19 protein-coding genes are annotated in these 18246 nt (G+C 68.6%); 9 read left to right on the top strand and 10 right to left on the bottom strand.

Annotated features, from left to right (window positions below):
* The first annotated feature begins 3 nt into the window (after positions 1-3).
* From IU449_RS21290 to IU449_RS21265, 6 genes are all read left to right on the top strand, one after another.
* Positions 4-756 (top strand): SDR family NAD(P)-dependent oxidoreductase, encoded by a 753-nt coding sequence (locus tag IU449_RS21290; RefSeq protein WP_195003885.1) that lies wholly within the window; start codon positions 4-6, stop codon positions 754-756.
* A 29-nt stretch (positions 757-785) separates the two neighbouring features.
* The gene (locus tag IU449_RS21285; RefSeq protein WP_195003884.1) at positions 786-1106 is read left to right on the top strand and encodes a 2Fe-2S iron-sulfur cluster-binding protein; all 321 of its coding nucleotides are present in this window, start codon (positions 786-788) and stop codon (positions 1104-1106) included.
* 2 nt (positions 1107-1108) lie between these two features.
* Positions 1109-2377, top strand: a complete 1269-nt coding sequence (locus IU449_RS21280; RefSeq protein WP_195003883.1) for an NAD(P)/FAD-dependent oxidoreductase — start codon at positions 1109-1111, stop codon at positions 2375-2377.
* 10 nt (positions 2378-2387) lie between these two features.
* On the top strand, positions 2388-3059 hold the full coding sequence (locus IU449_RS21275; RefSeq protein ID WP_195003882.1) for an HD domain-containing protein: 672 nt from the start codon (positions 2388-2390) through the stop codon (positions 3057-3059).
* Between the two features lie 89 nt (positions 3060-3148).
* The gene (locus tag IU449_RS21270) at positions 3149-4603 is read left to right on the top strand and encodes an aldehyde dehydrogenase family protein (protein WP_195004114.1); all 1455 of its coding nucleotides are present in this window, start codon (positions 3149-3151) and stop codon (positions 4601-4603) included.
* Positions 4604-4681: 78 nt separating this feature from the next.
* Complete coding sequence (locus IU449_RS21265) at positions 4682-5821, top strand: PQQ-dependent sugar dehydrogenase (RefSeq protein ID WP_195003881.1); 1140 nt, start codon at positions 4682-4684, stop codon at positions 5819-5821.
* A gap of 70 nt (positions 5822-5891) precedes the next feature.
* Here IU449_RS21265 and IU449_RS21260 read toward each other — a convergent pair whose 3' ends face one another.
* The 5 genes from IU449_RS21260 to IU449_RS21240 are packed head-to-tail and all read right to left on the bottom strand — an operon-like array spanning position 5892 to position 10868.
* Positions 5892-6389 carry an SRPBCC family protein gene (locus tag IU449_RS21260; RefSeq protein WP_195003880.1) on the bottom strand — a complete coding sequence of 166 codons (498 nt, stop codon included), beginning with the start codon at positions 6387-6389 and terminating at the stop codon, positions 5892-5894.
* Entirely contained in the window at positions 6376-6723 is a 348-nt protein-coding gene (locus tag IU449_RS21255) for an ArsR/SmtB family transcription factor (protein ID WP_195003879.1), read from the bottom strand. Before IU449_RS21255 ends, IU449_RS21260 begins: the two co-directional genes overlap by 14 nt.
* 11 nt (positions 6724-6734) lie before the next feature.
* A complete protein-coding gene (locus IU449_RS21250; protein WP_195003878.1) occupies positions 6735-7088 on the bottom strand; it encodes a VOC family protein in 354 nt (117 codons plus the stop codon).
* A gap of 32 nt (positions 7089-7120) precedes the next feature.
* Positions 7121-10231 carry an ATP-binding protein gene (locus IU449_RS21245; RefSeq protein ID WP_195003877.1) on the bottom strand — a complete coding sequence of 1037 codons (3111 nt, stop codon included), beginning with the start codon at positions 10229-10231 and terminating at the stop codon, positions 7121-7123.
* 28 nt (positions 10232-10259) lie between these two features.
* On the bottom strand, positions 10260-10868 hold the full coding sequence (locus tag IU449_RS21240) for a hypothetical protein (protein WP_195003876.1): 609 nt from the start codon (positions 10866-10868) through the stop codon (positions 10260-10262).
* Positions 10869-11503: 635 nt separating this feature from the next.
* On the opposite strand from IU449_RS21240, the gene IU449_RS21235 reads away from it, so the two are divergent.
* The 3 genes from IU449_RS21235 (at position 11504) to IU449_RS21225 (ending at position 13565) form a co-directional block, all read left to right on the top strand.
* Positions 11504-12058, top strand: coding sequence for an excalibur calcium-binding domain-containing protein (locus tag IU449_RS21235; protein ID WP_228805459.1), 555 nt, complete (start codon positions 11504-11506; stop codon positions 12056-12058).
* Positions 12059-12114: 56 nt separating this feature from the next.
* On the top strand, positions 12115-12468 hold the full coding sequence (locus IU449_RS21230) for a VOC family protein (RefSeq protein WP_195003874.1): 354 nt from the start codon (positions 12115-12117) through the stop codon (positions 12466-12468).
* A gap of 545 nt (positions 12469-13013) precedes the next feature.
* Complete coding sequence (locus IU449_RS21225) at positions 13014-13565, top strand: AAA family ATPase (protein ID WP_195003873.1); 552 nt, start codon at positions 13014-13016, stop codon at positions 13563-13565.
* Between the two features lie 315 nt (positions 13566-13880).
* Here IU449_RS21225 and IU449_RS21220 read toward each other — a convergent pair whose 3' ends face one another.
* The 5 genes from IU449_RS21220 to IU449_RS21200 form a co-directional block, all read right to left on the bottom strand.
* Positions 13881-14813, bottom strand: a complete 933-nt coding sequence (locus IU449_RS21220; protein ID WP_228805458.1) for a phosphoribosylanthranilate isomerase — start codon at positions 14811-14813, stop codon at positions 13881-13883.
* Between the two features lie 44 nt (positions 14814-14857).
* Complete coding sequence (locus tag IU449_RS21215) at positions 14858-15163, bottom strand: hypothetical protein (RefSeq protein WP_195003872.1); 306 nt, start codon at positions 15161-15163, stop codon at positions 14858-14860.
* A complete protein-coding gene (locus IU449_RS21210; RefSeq protein ID WP_195003871.1) occupies positions 15139-15435 on the bottom strand; it encodes a hypothetical protein in 297 nt (98 codons plus the stop codon). The genes IU449_RS21215 and IU449_RS21210 overlap by 25 nt, the downstream gene beginning before the upstream one ends.
* Before the next feature lie 63 nt (positions 15436-15498).
* Positions 15499-16734: a cytochrome P450 family protein gene (locus tag IU449_RS21205; RefSeq protein ID WP_195003870.1), complete on the bottom strand. Its 1236-nt coding sequence runs from the start codon at positions 16732-16734 to the stop codon at positions 15499-15501.
* Between the two features lie 29 nt (positions 16735-16763).
* Positions 16764-17945, bottom strand: a complete 1182-nt coding sequence (locus IU449_RS21200; protein WP_228805457.1) for a cytochrome P450 — start codon at positions 17943-17945, stop codon at positions 16764-16766.
* Positions 17946-18246 lie beyond the last annotated feature (301 nt).

The following is an 18246-nucleotide window of genomic DNA, read 5'->3' as shown; positions in this document are numbered from 1 at the left end:
CCCATGACGGATTCCGCGCCCCGCACAGTCCTGATCACCGGCGCCGCAGGCGGACTCGGCCGGACCTTCGCCCTCGGGTTCGCCGGGCGCGGCCACCGTGTCGCCGTGGCCGACCTCGACACCGACGGCGTGGCCGAAACCGCCCGCCTGGTCGAGAAGGCCGGCGTCGATGCCTGGTCCGGCCGGGTCGACGTCACCGACCCCGACTCCACGGCGGAACTGGCCGCACAGGTCGCGGAATTCGGCGGCGGCCGCATCGACGTGCTGATCAACAACGCCGCCGTCTACGGCACCGTCAGACGTTCCCGCTTCGAGGACATCGACCCGGTCGAATGGGATCTGGTCATGTCGGTCAATCTCAAAGGCCCGTGGCTGATGACCCGCGCGGTCAGCCCGTACCTGCCCGCGGGCGGCCGCGTCGTCAACCTCTCCTCGGCCACCGTCTACAGCGGCTCGGAGAACTGGGCGCACTACGTCGCGTCCAAGGGCGGCGTCATCGCCCTCACGCGGGTGCTGGCCAAGGAACTCGGCAGGCGTTCGATCACCGTCAACGCCATCGCCCCCGGCTTCACCCTCACCGAGGCCAGCCGCGGCCTGATGGACGACGCCGAATCCTATGGCGTCGACCGCGGCGCGCTGCGGCGCTCCAGCACACCCGAGGACGTCGTCGGCGCCGCCCTCTACCTCGCGGGCCCCGACAGCGGCTTCGTCACCGGACAGACCCTGGTCGTCGACGGCGGCCGCCAGTTCATCTGAGACCACGCTTTCGACCAAGGAGGAACGACATGCCCCAGGTCACCTACACCGACCACACCGGCCGGTCCCGCACCATCACCGCGAACGTCGGCGACTCCGTCATGGAGACCGCCGTGCGCAACGGCGTCCCCGGCATCGTCGCCGAATGCGGCGGCTCGCTGTCGTGCGCCACCTGCCACGTCTACGTCGACGAGGCCGAACTCGACGCGCTGCCGCCCATGGACGAGATGGAAGACGAAATGCTCTGGGGCACGGCCGAAGACCGACGGGACAACTCCCGGCTGTGCTGCCAGCTGAAAGTCACCGAGGATTTCGACCTGCACGTCACCACCCCCGCCACCCAGGTGTGATCATGACCCACGGACTGCTGATCATCGGCTCCTCGCAGGCGGGTGTCGCGCTGGCCACCTCGCTGCGCGCCCTCGGCTACGGCGACCCGATCACCATGCTCGGCGACGAGAACCACCGCCCCTACCAGCGTCCCGCGCTGTCCAAGGAGTGGTTGCAGGGCGAGATCACCAACGAGTCGCTGATGTTCCGCACCCAGGAGTACTGGGCCGAGCACCGCATCGACGTGGTGAAGAACGAGCGCGTCATCCGCATCGACAAACGCGTGGACGGCTCCGGTGTCGCGCACTCCATGTCCGGCGCGCGGTTCCCGTTCGACCGGCTGGCCTTCGCCGTCGGCGCCCGGCCGCGCAGGCTGCTCATCGAAGGCGTCGACCTGCCCGGCGTGCTGTATCTGCGCAACGCCGACGACGCCCTCGAGCTGAAGGCCCGGGTTCCCGACGTGCGTGAGGTCGTCATCATCGGCGGCGGCTTCATCGGCATCGAGGCGGCGGCGTCGTTGAACGTGATGGGCCGCACGGTGACTCTGCTGGAAGCGGCCCCGCGCCTGGTCGCCCGCGCCGTGGGTGAACAGACTTCGGCCTACCTGCTCGACCACCACCGCGCCGCGGGCATCGCCATCGAACTCGGCGCCTCGGTGCGCCGCATCGTGGCCCGCGGCGACCACGTCGGCGGCGTCGAACTGGCGGACGGCCGCGTCGTCCCCGCCGATCTGGTGCTCGTCGGCGTCGGCGTCATCCCCAACACCGAACTCGCCGAATCCATCGGCCTGGAGTGCGACAACGGCATTCGCGTCGACGACGCAGCCCTGGCCTCCGACGGCGTGACCGTCGCGGTGGGCGACTGCGCCAACCTGCCCAACCCGCTGCCCGGCGCCCCCGAAGGCGACCGCGTCCGCTTCGAGAGCGTCAACCACGCCATCGAACAGGCCAAGGTCGCCGCCTACGCCATCACCGGCCGCCGCGAGGAATACGCGGGCATCCCGTGGTTCTGGTCAAACCAGGGCAAGATCAAGCTCCAGATCGCCGGCCTGTCCCACGGCCACGACCGCACCCTGGTCCGCGCCGACCCCGAACGCGGCAAGTTCTCGGTGCTGTACTACCGCGGCGACCGCATCCTCGCCGCCGACTGCGTCAACCACCCGTTGGATTTCATGGCCGTCCGCAAAGCCTTGACCAAGGGCGCGTTTATCCCCTTCGACGCCGCCGCCGACCCATCCGTCCCGCTCGAGTCAGTGACCGTCGCACCGGCGACCCTGGTCGCGACCGACTGAGGAGGCTCCCATGCCCACCGCCCTGCCCACCGAACGGCCGATCCCCGGCCCCGGCCCCGTCGACACCTCCCCCATCACCCTCACCCCCGCGCTGGACCCCGACCTCGATCCCATCTGGAAGGCCGTCGTCCCCGAGACCCGCTCCCGCTCCAACGACATCCACCTGCCCATCTCTCTCGCCTACGCCGAACGCCTCTGCAACGCCTTCCCACACGCCGACCGCCAGCTGGTGCGCGTCGCCATCCAGCTGCACGACACCGGCTGGGGCCGCGTCGACGAAAACCGCATCCTCTCCGAAGGCTTCTCCGGCGAATGGCGCAAAGCCGAGATCCGCTTCGAACACGAGCGCCAAGGCTGCCTCATCGCCCGCGAAGTCCTCCCGCCCCTGGGCTACGGCGACGAATTCGTCGAAGAGGTCTGCGCCATCATCGACGGCCACGACACCCGCATGGAGGCCCACACCCTCGAGGACGCCCTGGTCCGCGACGCCGACCGGCTGTGGCGCTTCGACCACGCGGGCATCGCGCTGGCATCGGGCTGGTTCCGCATGGACCCCGCCGTCTACACCGACCGCCTCGAATCCCAGATCATCCCCGAGTTGCTCACCGCGCCTGCCATCACGATGGCCACCGCCGACCTCCAGCGCTCCCGCGCACTGCTCAAGACGGCGGTGATCCGGTGAGTGCCACCGACATCGATCCGGATACCGCCCGGCCCGGCCGGGACCAGCCTGTCAGTGCCCGGCCCGGCAATGATCAGCCTCGCGGCGCGGTGCCCGAATCGCGGTGGGCCTTCGTCGACGACTTCTACGTCGACGGCGGTTGGGCGAGCTCGACCAGCGCGGCGCGCCTGCCCCAGATCGACCCCGCCACCGGCCGCGAGTGGGGCGCGGTCCCCGACTGCTCGGCCGAGGACATCGACGCCGCCCTCCGCACCGCCGACCGCGCCTTCCGCAGCGGCCCCTGGGCGAAGACCAGTCCGTCTGAGCGTGCCGCACTGCTGAGGCGGATCGCCGACGAGGTCGAGGCCAGGGCCGAGGAGATGGCCGTCACCAACACCCTCGAGAACGGCTCGCCCATCAGCGAGACCCGCGGCGCGGCGGCCAATGCCGCCGGAATCTTCCGGCATGTCGCCGGACTGGCCTCCTGGCTCGAGGACGAAGACGTCCGCCCCTTCCCGGCGGGCGGCGCGGAAACCGTCGTCCGCAAGGACCCCGTCGGCCCGTGCGTGCTGATCGCCCCGTGGAACTTCCCCATCAACCTCATGGTCGTCAAGCTCGCGCCCGCGCTGCTGGCAGGCTGCACGGTCGTCATGAAGCCCGCTCCCAGCACGTCGCTGTGCATCCGGTTCGTCGTGGAAGCGTGCGAAGCCGCGGGCATTCCGCCCGGAGTGATCAACCTCGTCACCGGCGGCGGCGAGGTCGGCGATCGGCTCGTGCGCCACCCGCTCACCGCGAAGGTGGCCTTCACCGGGTCGACGCCCGTGGGCCGTCGCATCGCCGCCGCCTGCGGGGAACTGCTCCGACCGGTGACCCTCGAACTCGGTGGCAAGTCCTCTGCCATCGTGCTGCCCGACGCCGACCTCGACCAGCTGTCCTCGGTACTGATCCGCACCTGCCTGCGCAATACCGGTCAGACCTGCTACATCTCCACCCGGATCCTGGCGCCGTCGTCCCGCTACGACGAGGTGGTCGACGCGGTGAGTCGCGCGGTTTCCGCTGCGCCGCAGGGTGATCCGTTCGACGAGCGGACAGTGTTCGGGCCGATGGCCTCGCAGGCACAGTTCGAGGTCGTGCGCGACTATCTCGACTCGGCCCGTCGAGAGGGCGCCCGCGCGGTCGTCGGCGGCCACGCGCTCGAGCGCGACGGCGGCTGGTTCATCGAACCCACCGTCTTCGCCGATGTCACCCCCGACATGCGCATCGCCCGCGAAGAGATCTTCGGCCCCGTCATCGGCGTGCTGCGCTACGACGACATCGACGAGGCCGTCGCCCTGGCCAACAACACCTCCTTCGGCCTCGGCGGCGTGGTCTTCTCCACCGATCCCGTCGCCGCCCAGGCCGTCGCCGAACGCATCGACAGCGGTTCGGTGGGCGTGAACTTCTTCGCCTCCAACCACAACGCGCCGTTCGGCGGCAGGCACGACTCGGGGCTCGGCGTCGAGTACGGGATCGAGGGGTTGTCGCAGTACATCACCTACAAGTCGATCCACCGCAAGACGGGCTGAGCGAGACCGCCTCGGCAGTGCGGACCCGAGTACGGTCGGACAGTACGACCACGATGTGCCGCCCGCCTTGGAGCGCCGATGACGACAACCGCACCTTCCCTCCAGCGATGCGCCGATGCGCGCGCCGGCGGCCGGCGATCCCCACTCGTCCGAGCTGTCGGCGCGGCGGTCGCCGCGCTGTCGGTGCTGACATCCTGCTCCGGCTCGGATGACGCACCGGCACCGACCACCGCCAGCGCATCGGCCGAGATTCCCGGATTCGAGCCGGAGGCGGAGATCGCTCGTGGCATAAATGTTCCCTGGGGCCTGGCGTTCCTCCCCGACGGCGCGGCATTGGTCGCCGAGCGTGACACCGCCCGCATTCTGCGCATCGAGCAGGGCCTACCCCCGCAGGAGGTCTACCGCGTCCCCGATGTGGTCGCCGAGGGCGAAGGCGGCCTGCTCGGTCTCGCCCTCTCCCCCACCTACGCCGACGACGGCTACGTCTACGCCTACTTCACCGCCGCCGACGACAACCGCATCGTCCGCTTCCGGCTCGACGGCGCCCCGCAACCGGTGTTCACGGGAATAGCCAAGGCGAACAACCACAACGGCGGCCGAATCGCCTTCGGCCCCGACGGCATGCTCTACGCGGGTACCGGCGACGCCGAAGACCCCGACCTCGCCCAGGACCCCGCCTCACCGAACGGCAAGATCCTCCGGCTGACCCCGGAGGGCTCGCCCGCACCCGGTAACCCGACTACCGATTCCCCCGTCTACAGCCTCGGTCACCGAAACGTCCAAGGCCTGGCGTGGGACAGTGCCGGTCGCCTCTTCGCCGCCGATTTCGGTCAGAACTTGTTCGACGAGATCAATCGGATCGAACCCGGCAGGAATTACGGCTGGCCCGCGGTGCAGGGCGGGGGCGGAGCGGACGACGGATACACCGACCCGGTGCTGATCTGGACGCCCTCGGAAGCCTCACCGTCCGGCATCGCGATCACCCGCGACACCCTCTACGTCGCCGCACTCCGAGGCAAGCGGCTGTGGACGGCGCCGCTGAGCGCGGGAACGACAGGTGAACCACGCGCCGTCCTGGACGGCACCTACGGCAGACTCCGCACCGTGACCGTCGCCCCGGACGGCGCCCTGTGGCTCACCACCTCGAACACCGACGGCCGAGGCGACGTCCGGGACGGAGACGACCGGGTCCTCCGCTTCCCCCGCCAGAACTCGTGAAAGCGGAACTCGTCGGCCTTCCCGTCGGCTGAACGCGCCCACGCACCGTCACACCGGCTGGAAACTCACCTCAACGGCGATCGAACGCCTCGGTTCGGCCACCGCTCTCCGACGGATCGATGAGGAGTCGGAGCACTTCGGCGAGTCGACGCAGCACATGACTACGCCAGCCACCGTTCATGAACCGGCGAGCGAGCTGCTGGGTGGGATCATCCGGGTCGAACCCGGAGTGTTCGAGAAACAGGCGGGTGCCCTTCCCCTCGGGCTCCAGCGTCCAGGCGACCTCGGTCGCCATCCGGTCCGGATCGGCGGCGTCGGCCCAGCTGATCCGCAGCCGCTGCGGTGGTGTGCACTCCAGGACTCGGCAGGCGATCTGCCCGGAAAATCCGGTCTGCGCGACCGGGCGGCCACGGAAGGTGAACCGGTGGCCGACCACGGGCCGGAAGTCGTTGGGCATCAGCCACTGCGCCATCAGCTCCGGAATCGTCAACGCGCGCCAGAGCTTCGCCGGCGGGTGCGGAAAGTACTGGTCCACCTCGATGGTGGTCGAATCGTCATTCGTCGTCATCGTCGCCCATCCTTTCGAGGACTCCGCCCAGCGCGGTCATGCGATCACGCCAGAACCGTTCATACGGGGTGAGCCAGTCGATCAGCTCCGCCATTGGTGCTCCCGTGACGCGATAGAAGCGGTGACGACCCACCTGTCGTTCCTCGACCAGGCCGGTCTCGCGCAGGGCGCGGAGGTGTTCGGAGACGCTCGGACGGGCCATCTCGAACTTCCCGGCGAGCTCTCCGACCGTGCGCTCACCGTCGAGGAGTTCGTCGAGAATGTCACGGCGGGTGGGATTGGCGAGCGCGCCGAACACGTCGTCCAACGGGCCGCTCTTGCTGCGGCGAGGCATCGGCTGTCCCCTCAGCCCTGCAGGGCGTAGCCGTTGCCGTCCGGGTCGGCGAATGTCGCCTGCTTGCCCCACGGCATCTCGTTCGGACCGTCCACGACAATCCCGGCCTCCCGCAGGCGGGCGATATCGCCGTCGAGGTCGTCGCTGGCGAACAAGGTGCGCTTCCCCCCGCCTGCGGTCATGCCGGGGAAGGGCTTGTGGAGGACGAGGGTGGTGCCCTCCGGGGCGCCGACCTCCAACCATCGGTTGTCTCCGAAGGTTCGATCGGCCTTCACCTCGAGGCCGAGCACGTCGACGTAGAAGTCACGGGCACGATCCTGGTCGGAGACGAACACGGTCACGGTCTTCACAGTGTTGATAGCCACACCGCCAAGATAGGTAGGAAGTTTCCTACCTGTCAAGCGTTCCGCGCTCGGCGAAGAACCTCCTCCTCGGTCAGCGCGCTGGGCGGATGGTGGCTCAGGCACATGGGCACCACGAGCTTGCCGAAGGCAGCCCCCTCGGTCGCACCGTAGAACCGGCCGGCCGAGAGCCGGGAGATGTCGTCCACGCTCCCGCCTTTCGCCCGCGCCAGCTCGGTGGCGGCCTGGATCTGCGCCGGCGCGTTCAGCAGACCGAAGAACTGGGTGGCGGCGTTGCCGGTCACCATGTTGTGCAGTCCCTTCGGTGCCTGCGTCGCATACACCATGCCGAGTCCGTATTTGCGCGCCTGCGCCGCCAGTCGCAACGTGCTTTCGCTCGATGCCGTCGTGCCACGCGAGGGTACGAACGTCTGCGCCTCATCGAGTACCAGCAGACCCCCCAACGGGCGGTCACCGGCCGGAAATCTCTTGATCCACGCGAACAGGGCCAGCTGGAGTTGGTTGACGAAGGTCTGCCGCTGCGCGTCCGTGGGTAGGCCGATGCAGCTGATCACCGAGACCCGCGCGCGATGGCCCGCGCTCGGGGTGAGCAGCATTCCGGGATCCAGCCTCGTCCCCGCGCCCCCGAAGACCGGGTCGTTGATCATTGCGGCGGAGAACTCGACGGCCATAGCGGCCGCCAGCTGTCGGGCGTCTTTCAGGGTGCTCGCCTCATCAGGCAGGTCGGCGAGCAAGTCGACGAGGTCGTCGAGGTCGGTGCCCCCTCGACGCGCGAAGTAGGTGAGCGCTTGCGTCAGTACGGCATTTCCGGTTTCGAACTTCCTGCTCGTGAGCCCGGCACGGGGGACGAGGCCCGCCACGCACGCGTCGACGGCGATCCGGAATTCGTCGGGGTCGCCGAGTACCGACGAGAAATCGGGCAACGGATTCAGCGACAGCGGCCGCCCTGCCTCCCGCCGCGGAGTCCACACGACGACCTCGGTGTCGGACAGATAGCGCGCGGCGCGCGCCGGGTCGTCGGGATTCCATCCCGGCGGCGGCGTGGGCCACGGGTCGCCCAGCCGTGCCAGGTCGTTGTTGCTGTCGATGAGAATGGCGGACACCCCGTGCAGTGCCGCCTCCTCCACCAGGCGCCGCAAGAGCACGGTCTTTCCCGAGCCGCTTCCGGCGAAGACAGCGGTGTGTTTGCGCAGCAGCGCGAGCGGCACGCGGAATTCGCGGCCGGTCTCGAGGTAACGCCCGAGCGCGATCGACGGCTCGTCCACAGCCACCGTCTCACCCTCGTTCCCGCCGACTCCGGGCTCCGCGACGGAAGCCTCGACGGCGTCCGGGATCGCCGACTCCGGGACCCGCTCCCAGGCGCCGTCGACGCTCGGTTGCGCCATGTCACCGAGCACGCGCGTGAACAGCTGTGTGCTGCTCGCGGGCCGTCGTTCCGCGAGCCAGTTCAGCAGCCCCGGCACGGGCTCGGCGAGCAGCTTCTCGAGGGCGCTGAAGGTGCGCAGGTCCTCGGGCGCCACGGGAAGCGCTTGCCCGTGCGCGGCTTCCAACGCGTTCAGGGCCTCGGCGGTGACAGGCCCGCGGGCGAAGGCCGTGTTGCGCAGCACGACCAGATGCCGAGTGGAAGAACCCGGGCGAATACCGGATTCCAATGTCGCCGAACGCAGTCTGGTCAGCACTGCCCGGTGATGGGGGTGCGCGATGGCACGGAAGCTCCAGTGCTCCTCGTCCTCGGTGGCCTCGTCCAGGGTCCGTCGTAGTCGCGCGTGCAGCGCCGGTCGCGCGACACTCGGGAGATCGACGGTGAGGTCGTGGCGCTCCTGCTCGTGCACGAAGGCCCGCAGTCCCGCATTCAGCAACTCGGACATTCTGCTGTCCTCATGCTTGGCGTCCAGCGGGGCCGTCACGTCGGCGTCCCGCCACAACCGAGCGAAACGCTCGTCCAAGACAGCGGAGTCCTCGGGCGTGACCGAAGGTCTGGCAGCTTCGTCGACAGCGGTAGCGAAGTGTTCGAGCTCGATGACCCGACCTTCGCTCAGACACCTTCGGACATGGCCGTCCAGGTGCTGGAGCAACCGCCGGGGCGTGAAGGCGGCGATCACCGGATCGTCGAAGGCGACAGGCAGCACCGGCCAGGTCGGATAGGGCGGCACGAAGCCGATGTCGCCGTACAACCCGCCGAGGTGCCGCTCGACGATCGCCGCGGCCACCGCGGAATCCGGCATGGCTGTGGCGAGTTCGAGCACGGTGAATCGGTCGGCCGCCGAATTCACCGCCCGGTGGGCGATCAGATCCCAGGATTTCGGAATGCAGGCGACCACGACGAGTGTGCGAACGGTCTCCTCGCGCATCCGCATGAGGCCGTCGGCGAGACGCTCGGCGAGGCCGTCACCGTCGCTGTGACCGGATTGGGCGATCACCGAGTCGATCTGGTCGACAGCCAGCACGACCGGGCCGGTGAGCGCGAACAACCGGCACAGTTCATGGAAGACGAGCTGCGGCGGTTTGACGCGCTGCCGGAAGCCCCACTCGCCGCGCGCGGCTTCCTCTATCCCGTCCTCGAGGACCAGGAAGCTGTGCCCGATCTCGCGCGCCTCCCCCTTGGCCTGATAGAGGATCAGGGCGCGCAGAGTGTCCCGGCATTCCTCCGCCGCCTGGATGTCGAGATCCTCGACCGCGTCGACGAACGCGCTCACGTCGGCCGGGCAGACGGGAAGCATCCCCCGCACCCGCAACCCCAGCTCGCGATCGCAGCCGGTGAGTTCGGTCAACGTGGTGAGCATGCGCCCCAGCTGCCCGCCGTCGGCCCCGCGCAACTGAGTGACGATGCCGTGCACAGCCCCCGCCCAGAACGACGCCCCGTCGATCAGCTTGGGCATGAAGAAAGAGCCACCGGCCTGCTGCACATGCTGACGCAGCCAGCCGAGCATGTGCGTCTTCCCGACCCCCTTCTCACCGCTGAGCACGAACCCCGTCGGTGCCACCGTGGGCCTGGCCCGAGCAGCCCGAACGGCGCGGACGAGCTCGGCCACGGCGTCCGGATGCAATCCGTCGACGTGGTGGCTCAGCGGGCTCCAGATCGCTTCCGGATTGAGCACGCTGCTGAACTGGATCGCGGACAGCGCGTTGTGCTGTTCCTCGTTCATCACCGTATCGATCTCGACACCCCGGCATTCATTTCGACGCTTCCACCGTCAGCAGGTGCCGAGGTGTCCCACCGAGCACCACGGCCGCGTCCCGGTCCTCGTCGGTCAGCGTCTTCTGATCCGCCTCGGCCCGGACGTGCACACCCGGACGGCGCGACAGCAGTTCGACGCCCCGGTCGAATTCCCCTCTCGGCAATCCGTCGAGCCGATCCCGCAGCACCGCGAGCCGAACCGGCCCGCCGCCGCCCTTGCTGACCGCCGTGTACGCCGATTCGACCTGCCCCGCCACGTCGGGCCGGAACAGATCAGCCGGTGAAAGACCCGCCTCGTCGAGGTACCGGCGCAACGCGGCGAGCACGGCGTAGAGGGCGCCCCCGGCGGGCCCGGAGCGGGCGGGCCGCTCCCGCGTCAGCTCCGCGCCGCACCAGACCGCGCCGCGATCGGTGAGTTCGTGCACGAAGGACCGATTCAGCTGGACGCTGTCCACCAGGCCGAGGTCGTTGAGGCGCCGCCGGTACCTGCCCTCGAGCTTGACGCCCGCGACGGCGTAGAGCTCCGCGTTGGTCATCTCCCTGGCCTCGGCCATCAGCACGAGCAGCACGCACCGCTCGGTGAGGGTCAGCCGGTCCTCGGACATATTCGTCCCCTGTTCCTGGTGTGTCGGTGAATCCCGCTCGACTGCGTGACTCACGAGGTACGCGCGATCCCTGCCCGCGGCCGGTCACCCCCCGCACCACGCCCCGCCCGTCCCGGCGCAGTCCGATATTCCCCGTCGCCGACGATCGGCTCGTTCGTCGACGGCGGTGTCCGATCGGCGGGCGACGGGCATCGATGATTCGACTTGTCGAGCATCGAATTCTTCTCCCCACGATTCCATGATCAGCCGCTCGTCACGCTGCGCCGAAACGAGACTCTAACCCCGATGAGGCGGCCCGTGCAGGGTACGCGGGAACCACACCGCCGAGCCGACCACAGACGTTGTAGTCGATTCGGTTGATTTTCCGCCCGTATCCCGGCATTTTCGTCCGGACCGAGGGCGAGATCGACGACAACGCTTCTACTATGAGCCCGCACAACGCCTACCCGTACAGCGAGTTCGACTGTCCTGCAGCAGTTTCTGCTCGGACATCCGCACGAACGACTGTGCTCACCGAATGCGCGGCACGGCAATGCCGGCATTCCCCGGTCGGCAGATCCGCAGCCGAAGATCGCGGCCCAGCCGACGAAGACACCGCGGGACAACCCGCACATCATCGACCCCAAAGGCTCCTCATGGCATACCAGGACCGACAAGCCGAGAACCGCGCACGCGCCCGGCGCACCAACCGGAACAGCCTCATCATCGTCGGCGCGATCATCGGATTGCTCTGCCTGTGTGGCGGCATCGGCTCGGTATTCGGCGACGACAACGACGCCGAACAACCGGCACCGACCACCACCCGGGCAACCCCCACAACCACTCGACCGACGACCACCCGTGCGCCGACATCGGTTCCGATGCCTCTCGAAAGCGTCTCCCCGCCAGCTCATTCCGCGACCGATTCGGCACCGGCCGGCCCGCCGGTCACGCACGCACCGGAGCCGACGCCCGCCCCACCGGTCGCTTCTGTCCCCGAGCCCGAGCGCGCACCGGAGCCCACTGCCGTGCCACCCCCGCCCGCGCCCGAACCCGAGCCGACTATCGCGCCGCCCCCACCCGCGCCGTCGAACGTCTACTACAAGAACTGCGCCGCCGCCCGCGCCGCAGGCGCTGCGCCACTGTACGCGGGTGAACCGGGATACCGGTCCGGCCTGGACAGAGACGGCGATGGCGTGGCCTGCGAGTGATCGACGGCATCCCCCGGACAATCATCGAAGCTATCCGACCCTGACAGGAGATCCGTATGCGAGTTACCCGTATAACGACGAACCTTCCGGTGGCCGACATCGCCGCCGCGAAGGGCTTCTATACCGATTTCCTCGGCCTGAGCACCGAGGAGTTCGATCTCGGCTGGGTCGCCCGGTTCACCTCGCCGACGACCGGCGCCCATGTGCAACTGGTGACAAGCGATGCCACCGCACCCGAGGACTCGGCCATCTCCGTCCACGTGGACGACCTCGACGCCGCCTACGAGGAGGCCCGCCGACTCGGTTATGAGATCGTGCACCCCCTCACCACCGAGGAGTGGGGCGTGCGCAGGTTCTTCGTCCGCGCACCGGACGGCACCGTGGTCAACGTCGTCGCCCACCACGACTGACCCCGCCCTGATCGGGCCACCGCCCCAGCAGATCGCCCCGCCCATCCGGCTGCTCGTAGCGCAGTAGTTCCTGACGTCTGCCGGTCTTCCGGAGGAATCGATGCTTGGGTGCGACACCGAAGCGGTGACCGGGGCGAGCGGCTCGGCGGCGCACTCACGGCAATGGATTCCGGCCTCATGGCGTGAGATTGTGGCCTGCTGTTCGGGAAACGAGGTCGACGATCGTATCGACTTTTTTGCGGTCCGTGAGGAAGTTCCGGCCGAGCTCGTGACGGCCCGAACGGTAGGTGGGCATGGGGTACGAACTCCGGGCAATGGGGTGGCCCGGGCAGCACGAAGACGCCGCCCAGCAACTGACGTGCTGAAAGCGGCGGAACTCGGTCACTGCGATGCTCGTAATTCCCACGGCCGCGACCTGCACCATGGATGCGAGTCGGGATCACTCGTTGCAGATCGACTCCATAGAGCCTGGCTCCGCGGCAGCGGCCCCAGGTCGGCAGAAATCGAGTACTTCAGGCAGGAGGATAGGAGGTAGCTTGTCGTCCGTGACCGGACACGTGATCATCCTGACGGGCCCACCCGGGGCCGGCAAGTCCACCCTCGCCGCGAAGCTCGCCCGCTGTTCCAGCAAGGGAGTTCATCTGCACACGGACGACTTCTGGCACTACATCGTTTCAGGTGCGATACCTCCGTACGAACCCGCCTCTAGTGCGCAGAACCAGACCGTCATGGATGTGATCGCAGGCGCCGGCTATACCTATGCGCTCGGCGGATTCACCACGGTGATCGACGGAATCGTGGGGCCGTGGATGCTCGACCACTTCCGAACCCGAGCGGCACAGCACCCGGAGCTGGTGGTCCACTACGTGGTGCTCCGGCCGCAGCGCGATATCACGCTGCAGCGAGCCCGAGCCCGAACCGCGCCGAACGCTTTGATCGACGAGGGGCCGATCCTCTCCATGTGGGGTCAGTTCTCCGACCTCGGCGAGTTCGAAAACCATGTACTCGACACCTCGGACGAACCGGAAGAGCGCAGTGCCCAACGGGTGGCAGAAGCCATCAGTGGCCGCCGTTTCCGGCTGTTTGCTACGCCGTGAGCTCACCGCGTTGGTGACGTCGGTGCGGAGTTGAATCACGGAAGGCCGGTTCCTGGCGACAGTGTCGAATCGACCGTAGTTGTAGTGAACGGGCACCGATCAGGAGCACGGGGCAGTCCCCAGCAACGGACGTCAACAGCGTCATGACCCGCAACGTCAGCTGCTGCTGGTGGCTTCGGCCATCCTGCTCGTCGCCCCCGACCGCGCCGACTCCAGCGTCGCCACATCGTTCGCCACGGGATGCGTCCTCGCTCTGCCGGCGCGACCTGCGTGGCCGGGCTCATCACGCTCGTGGCGAGGCATTCGGCCTCAGGCTCATGGTCCTGGCTGTTCAATAGTGCGCGAGTTCGCTTCACGATGCGCTGCCGTCACAAATGCCGCGCAGGCCCGCGGGTCCTTGTCACCAGCGGGGGTTTCGACGCCGCTGTTGACGTCGATGCCGTGCGGTCGGACAGCCGCGATGGCTTCATCGATGTTGGCGGGGCCGAGCCCACCCGCGAGGACCACCGGGCAATTCACCTCGGTGAGGGCACGCACGATCTCGGCGCTGATCGTCCAATCATGCGTCCTTCCGGTACCACCGAGGCGATCCGCTGTCCGCGAATCCAGCAGTACAGCATCGCAATCCGCGGCGGCGCGCACCGCGACCTCGACAGCTTCGGGCCCGGTCACATGCACCGCCCGCAGCACCTTGCGACCGTTGGCCAGTTCGCGCACGCGGCGTGTCGTTTCATCGGTGACCAGGCCGTGCACCTGGATCGCATCGACCCCGATCCGATCGGCGAGCCGGACGATCTCGGAGGCCTCCTCCAGATGAGTGACCAGCACCCTGGTCACGAAGGGAGGTGTGCGGCGGGACAATTCGGCCGCGCGATCGGCATCCAGCGCGTCTTCACTGACATGGGTCACACCGCTGATGAGCCCGATCGCATCGGCTCCCGCGTCGACCGCGATTCTCAGGTCCCTTTCGGAGCGAATCCCGCAGATCTTCGCGCGTATGGTCATTCCGAACAACCTACCGCCGGAGGCGACCGCGCAGATCGTTGCCGCACGATCCGAAGGCCCTTCGAGTGGCTCAGCAAGATGGAGTATCCGCTCGAGCCTGACTTCGGTCGTCCACACCCGGTGTCCGCACTGCGAGCCGCATTCTTCGACAACCAGATTCGGGCCTTCGTCCGACCGCGCCCCGGTCGCTGTACGCGATGCGAAGGGCGCCCGAATCGGCGAAGAGCCCAAGGCCGCGTCCATACCCGGCCGGTCGTCGAGCCGGCCCGGCCGCGAGACCGTTCGAGTCATCGGTAAGGACTCCAGCCGGCCGCGCGCGGGATGACCGTGTGGGGCGCGATCAGCGTGCAGGCCAGCGCGAGTGCCTTCGCGGCGGAGCCGAAGTGCGCCGAACCGGGGGCGAGGATCACGACCGCGCCGAGCTTGTGCGCGGTGTGGGTGATCAGCGTGGTCGGCATATAGGTGTTCTCGTCGATGGCGATCACCTCGGCGACGTGGCAACCGTGCTGGGCCGCCAATGCGACGAGCGTGGCCCGATCGTCGGCTTCGGACTCGCTGATTCCGAGGTTCACCAATCCGAGTGCGGTATCCATGCGTCCCTTTCGATCAGCCCGCGGTCGCGGAAGTACCGGTAGCCGTCGGCGCTCACGAGCAACGCCGCGACGCGGGTCGAGCAGTGCCAGGGGCATTCGTCGTGCAGGAGCAGCGCTTTCGCGGCGTCGGCCGGTGAGCGCACGGGCCAGTGCGGATTGTCGTGGCGGAGCCGGTCGGTGGCGGTGCGATCACGAATGCTGAGGGCATGGGTGATCGGGATGACGCCGCCGACAGGCGAAGGCGACATCGGCTCCGGACTGTCAGCGACCACGACGGCACTCCCCTCCCCTGCCGCGCGACCGCCCCGATGCGCCTCGCTCGCGCCGTGGCGCCCTCACCGGCCGGAGTCCGCGGACAGCCGCACGGGCAGCGACCGGTGACCGTGGGCGACGAAGCTGCTCAACGGCTCGAGCGCTTCGGGCGCGACGGCGAGCGTGAGGTCGGGGAACCGGTGGAACAGCGCGGGCAGCGCGATCCCGGCTTCCAGGCGGGCCAGCGGCGCGCCGAGGCAGTAGTGCGGGCCGTAGCCGAAGGACAGATGCTCGGTGCTCGGGCGGGCCGGGTCGAAATCGTCGGCGTCGGATCCGTGCGAGCGGCGGTTGGCGGCGGCGAAGCAGGCGAGAACGGCCTCCCCGGCCTTGATCCGCCTGCCCGCCACATCGAAGTCCACGACCGCGTACCGCAGCGGCAGATTCGCCACCGGCGGCGCCCACCGCAAGGTCTCCTCGACGAGACTCGACCAGCTGATCCGCCCGGCACGAAGCCGACCCAGAAGCTCGCGCCGGCGCAGCAACTGACACACCGCCTGGTCGAGCAGGTTCACGGTGGTCTCGTAGCCGGCGCTGATCATCAGCAGCAGCGTGTGCACCAGCTCTTCCTCGCTCAGCCGGTCCCCGTCGTCGCGATGACCGATGAGCAGACTGGTCATGTCCTCCCCCGGCTCGGCCCGGCGGCGGGCCACGAGCGTGGTCAGGATGTCGACCATCTCGGCGAACGTGACTCGCGGATCACGCTGCGGCGCAGTCGAGAAGATCTCCCCGACACACACCCGCAGCCCCTCCCGCAGGTCCGTCGGGACACCCATCAACGCGGTGATCACCCGCAACGGCACCTGCGCCGCGAACTCCTCCCGCAGATCCACCACCACCCCCGCGGGCCGCGCGGCCAGCCCGTCGAGCAGCTCGGCGACGATCCGCCTGATCTGCGGCCGCAGCAATGCGACCCGGCGCACGGTGAACGCGGGCCCGACGAGTCGGCGCAGCCGCTGATGGTCGGTGCCGTAGGCGGTGAACATATTGCGCACCGACACCCACGAGATCAGCGGCCAGTCCGGCGGGACCAGCCCGGCGACGAAATCCGGCCAATGCCGATGGGCGTCCTTGGACACCCGCCAATCGACGAACAGATCCTTCACCAGGTCGGCATCGGTCACCGCCCAGGCACGTATCCCGCCGGGCAACACCACCGGCACCAACGGCCCCAGCGCACGCAGCCGTGCCGCTTCACCGGCGATATCAGCCCCGGTGACATCGAGCACGACAGGTGCGGGGGCGGACTGAAGATCGGTCATCACGTTTGCCTTCTCGAGTCGGATGGATGTCAACGGCCGGTCGGCAGAGCCAGCGGCGGAACAGGCGCGAAGACGACGGGCAGCGCCTCCAGCGCCCGGTGGAACGGTCCGGGCCGCCACCGCAGCTGGTCCACGGGAACCGCGGGCACGATCTCCGGCAGGGCGTCGAGGAACTGATCGATCGCGTCCCCGGCGATCAGATGAGCCAGCCGCGACGCCGGGCACCTGTGCGGTCCGGCGCCGAGCGCCAGATGCGATGCGTTGTGCCGGATATCGCCGCCCACGATGTCCGGATCGGTATTGCACGCGGCCAGGCTGATCACGACCGGCTGATGCGCGGGCACCCACACCGCACCGCCGATCAACTGCGGCCGACGCGGATAGGACATGCAGAAATTCGCGATCGGCGGGTCACGGAACAGCACGCGCTCGAGCGCATCCCGGGTCGAGCATGCCCCACCGGCGACGTCACCCCCGAAACCGGAGCGAGTCATCATCGCCAGCAACGTGTTCACGATCAGGTTCGTCAACGGCTCACTCGCCGCGCCGTAGAGGGTGACCAGCTGGTGGACGAGCTCCTCGTCGGTGAGACCGGCACGATGGGCCGCCAGCCAGGAGGTGATGTCCCGGCCCGGCCGAGCGCGTTTGCGGCGGACCAGTTCGGCCAGCGCTTCCACGAGCAGCCGGTTCCCCTCGGCGGCGTCGGTCGTGTCGAAGACCATCGCCATTCCGGTAGCGGCTTGCTCGCTGAGGTCGGGGTCGCATCCCAGCAGGTCGCTGATCACGTCGAAGACCAGCGGGAAGGCGAACTCGCCGATCAGGTCGGCGTAGCCGCGTTCGCAGAACCGGTTGATGTGGTCGAGGGCGATCCGCTCGACCACGGCGTGGGTGGCGTGGAGGTCGACCCGGTCGAGTGCGGCCACGGTGGCGGAGCGGTATCGGGCGTGCTCGGGGCCGGTGCTGCGCAGGGCGTTGGGGCGCCACTGCATCATCGGCAACACCGGGCAGTGCGGTGGGATGGCTTGCTGCCAGGTGCGCGGGTCGGTGGGGAAATGCTCGGGGTCGTGCAGGATCTCCAGGGCTGCTCGGTAGCCGATCACCAAGGTTGCGGGGACGCCCGGCGCGAGCCATACCGGAACCAGTGATCCGAACCGCTCGCGCATCTGCGCGTAGACGGCGTGCGGGTTCACCGCGAACTGCTCGGTGTACATCGGGACACGGAACTCTCGGTCCGCGACCTGGGGTGAGCCGTACCCAGCCGGGCATACTCTGGGGACGCCGGATGGTGTTGTGAGCAAGGCTGATACTCCGAATCACGAACGTGGACATGTGCACCGTTGCCGTGCAGGCGATCGCTCATGTACCGATCGCGGCGCGTTCCCTGGCGCAAGGAGACTCCGATCGGCAGCGACGAGCTGAGGAGCTGCTGGCAATTTCGTGGTCAGCGCCCGATGCCGAGGGATCGCCACACGTCGTCGCCATGCAGTTCTCGCACCCCGGCACCGGGGCCGA

The sequence above is a fragment of the Nocardia higoensis genome (assembly GCF_015477835.1).
In the GTDB taxonomy this organism is placed as follows: Bacteria; Actinomycetota; Actinomycetes; order Mycobacteriales; family Mycobacteriaceae; genus Nocardia; species Nocardia higoensis_A.
Note: the sequence above shows the minus strand (reverse complement) of the source record. Positions and strands in the feature narration are given on the sequence as shown.

What these genes read in the sequence shown, in the direction of transcription:
- IU449_RS21275 (WP_195003882.1), top strand. Translation starts at nt 2,388, where the DNA reads ATGCCCACCGCCCTGCCCACCGAACGGCCGATCCCCGGCCCCGGCCCC.
- IU449_RS21280 (WP_195003883.1), top strand. Translation starts at nt 1,109, where the DNA reads ATGACCCACGGACTGCTGATCATCGGCTCCTCGCAGGCGGGTGTCGCG.
- IU449_RS21290 (WP_195003885.1), top strand. Translation starts at nt 4, where the DNA reads ATGACGGATTCCGCGCCCCGCACAGTCCTGATCACCGGCGCCGCAGGC.
- IU449_RS21230 (WP_195003874.1), top strand. Translation starts at nt 12,115, where the DNA reads ATGCGAGTTACCCGTATAACGACGAACCTTCCGGTGGCCGACATCGCC.
- IU449_RS21285 (WP_195003884.1), top strand. Translation starts at nt 786, where the DNA reads ATGCCCCAGGTCACCTACACCGACCACACCGGCCGGTCCCGCACCATC.
- IU449_RS21245 (WP_195003877.1), bottom strand. Translation starts at nt 10,231, where the DNA reads ATGAACGAGGAACAGCACAACGCGCTGTCCGCGATCCAGTTCAGCAGC.
- IU449_RS21200 (WP_228805457.1), bottom strand. Translation starts at nt 17,945, where the DNA reads ATGTACACCGAGCAGTTCGCGGTGAACCCGCACGCCGTCTACGCGCAG.
- IU449_RS21205 (WP_195003870.1), bottom strand. Translation starts at nt 16,734, where the DNA reads ATGACCGATCTTCAGTCCGCCCCCGCACCTGTCGTGCTCGATGTCACC.
- IU449_RS21235 (WP_228805459.1), top strand. Translation starts at nt 11,504, where the DNA reads ATGGCATACCAGGACCGACAAGCCGAGAACCGCGCACGCGCCCGGCGC.
- IU449_RS21255 (WP_195003879.1), bottom strand. Translation starts at nt 6,723, where the DNA reads ATGCCTCGCCGCAGCAAGAGCGGCCCGTTGGACGACGTGTTCGGCGCG.
- IU449_RS21265 (WP_195003881.1), top strand. Translation starts at nt 4,682, where the DNA reads ATGACGACAACCGCACCTTCCCTCCAGCGATGCGCCGATGCGCGCGCC.
- IU449_RS21240 (WP_195003876.1), bottom strand. Translation starts at nt 10,868, where the DNA reads ATGTCCGAGGACCGGCTGACCCTCACCGAGCGGTGCGTGCTGCTCGTG.
- IU449_RS21220 (WP_228805458.1), bottom strand. Translation starts at nt 14,813, where the DNA reads ATGGACGCGGCCTTGGGCTCTTCGCCGATTCGGGCGCCCTTCGCATCG.
- IU449_RS21215 (WP_195003872.1), bottom strand. Translation starts at nt 15,163, where the DNA reads ATGGATACCGCACTCGGATTGGTGAACCTCGGAATCAGCGAGTCCGAA.
- IU449_RS21260 (WP_195003880.1), bottom strand. Translation starts at nt 6,389, where the DNA reads ATGACGACGAATGACGATTCGACCACCATCGAGGTGGACCAGTACTTT.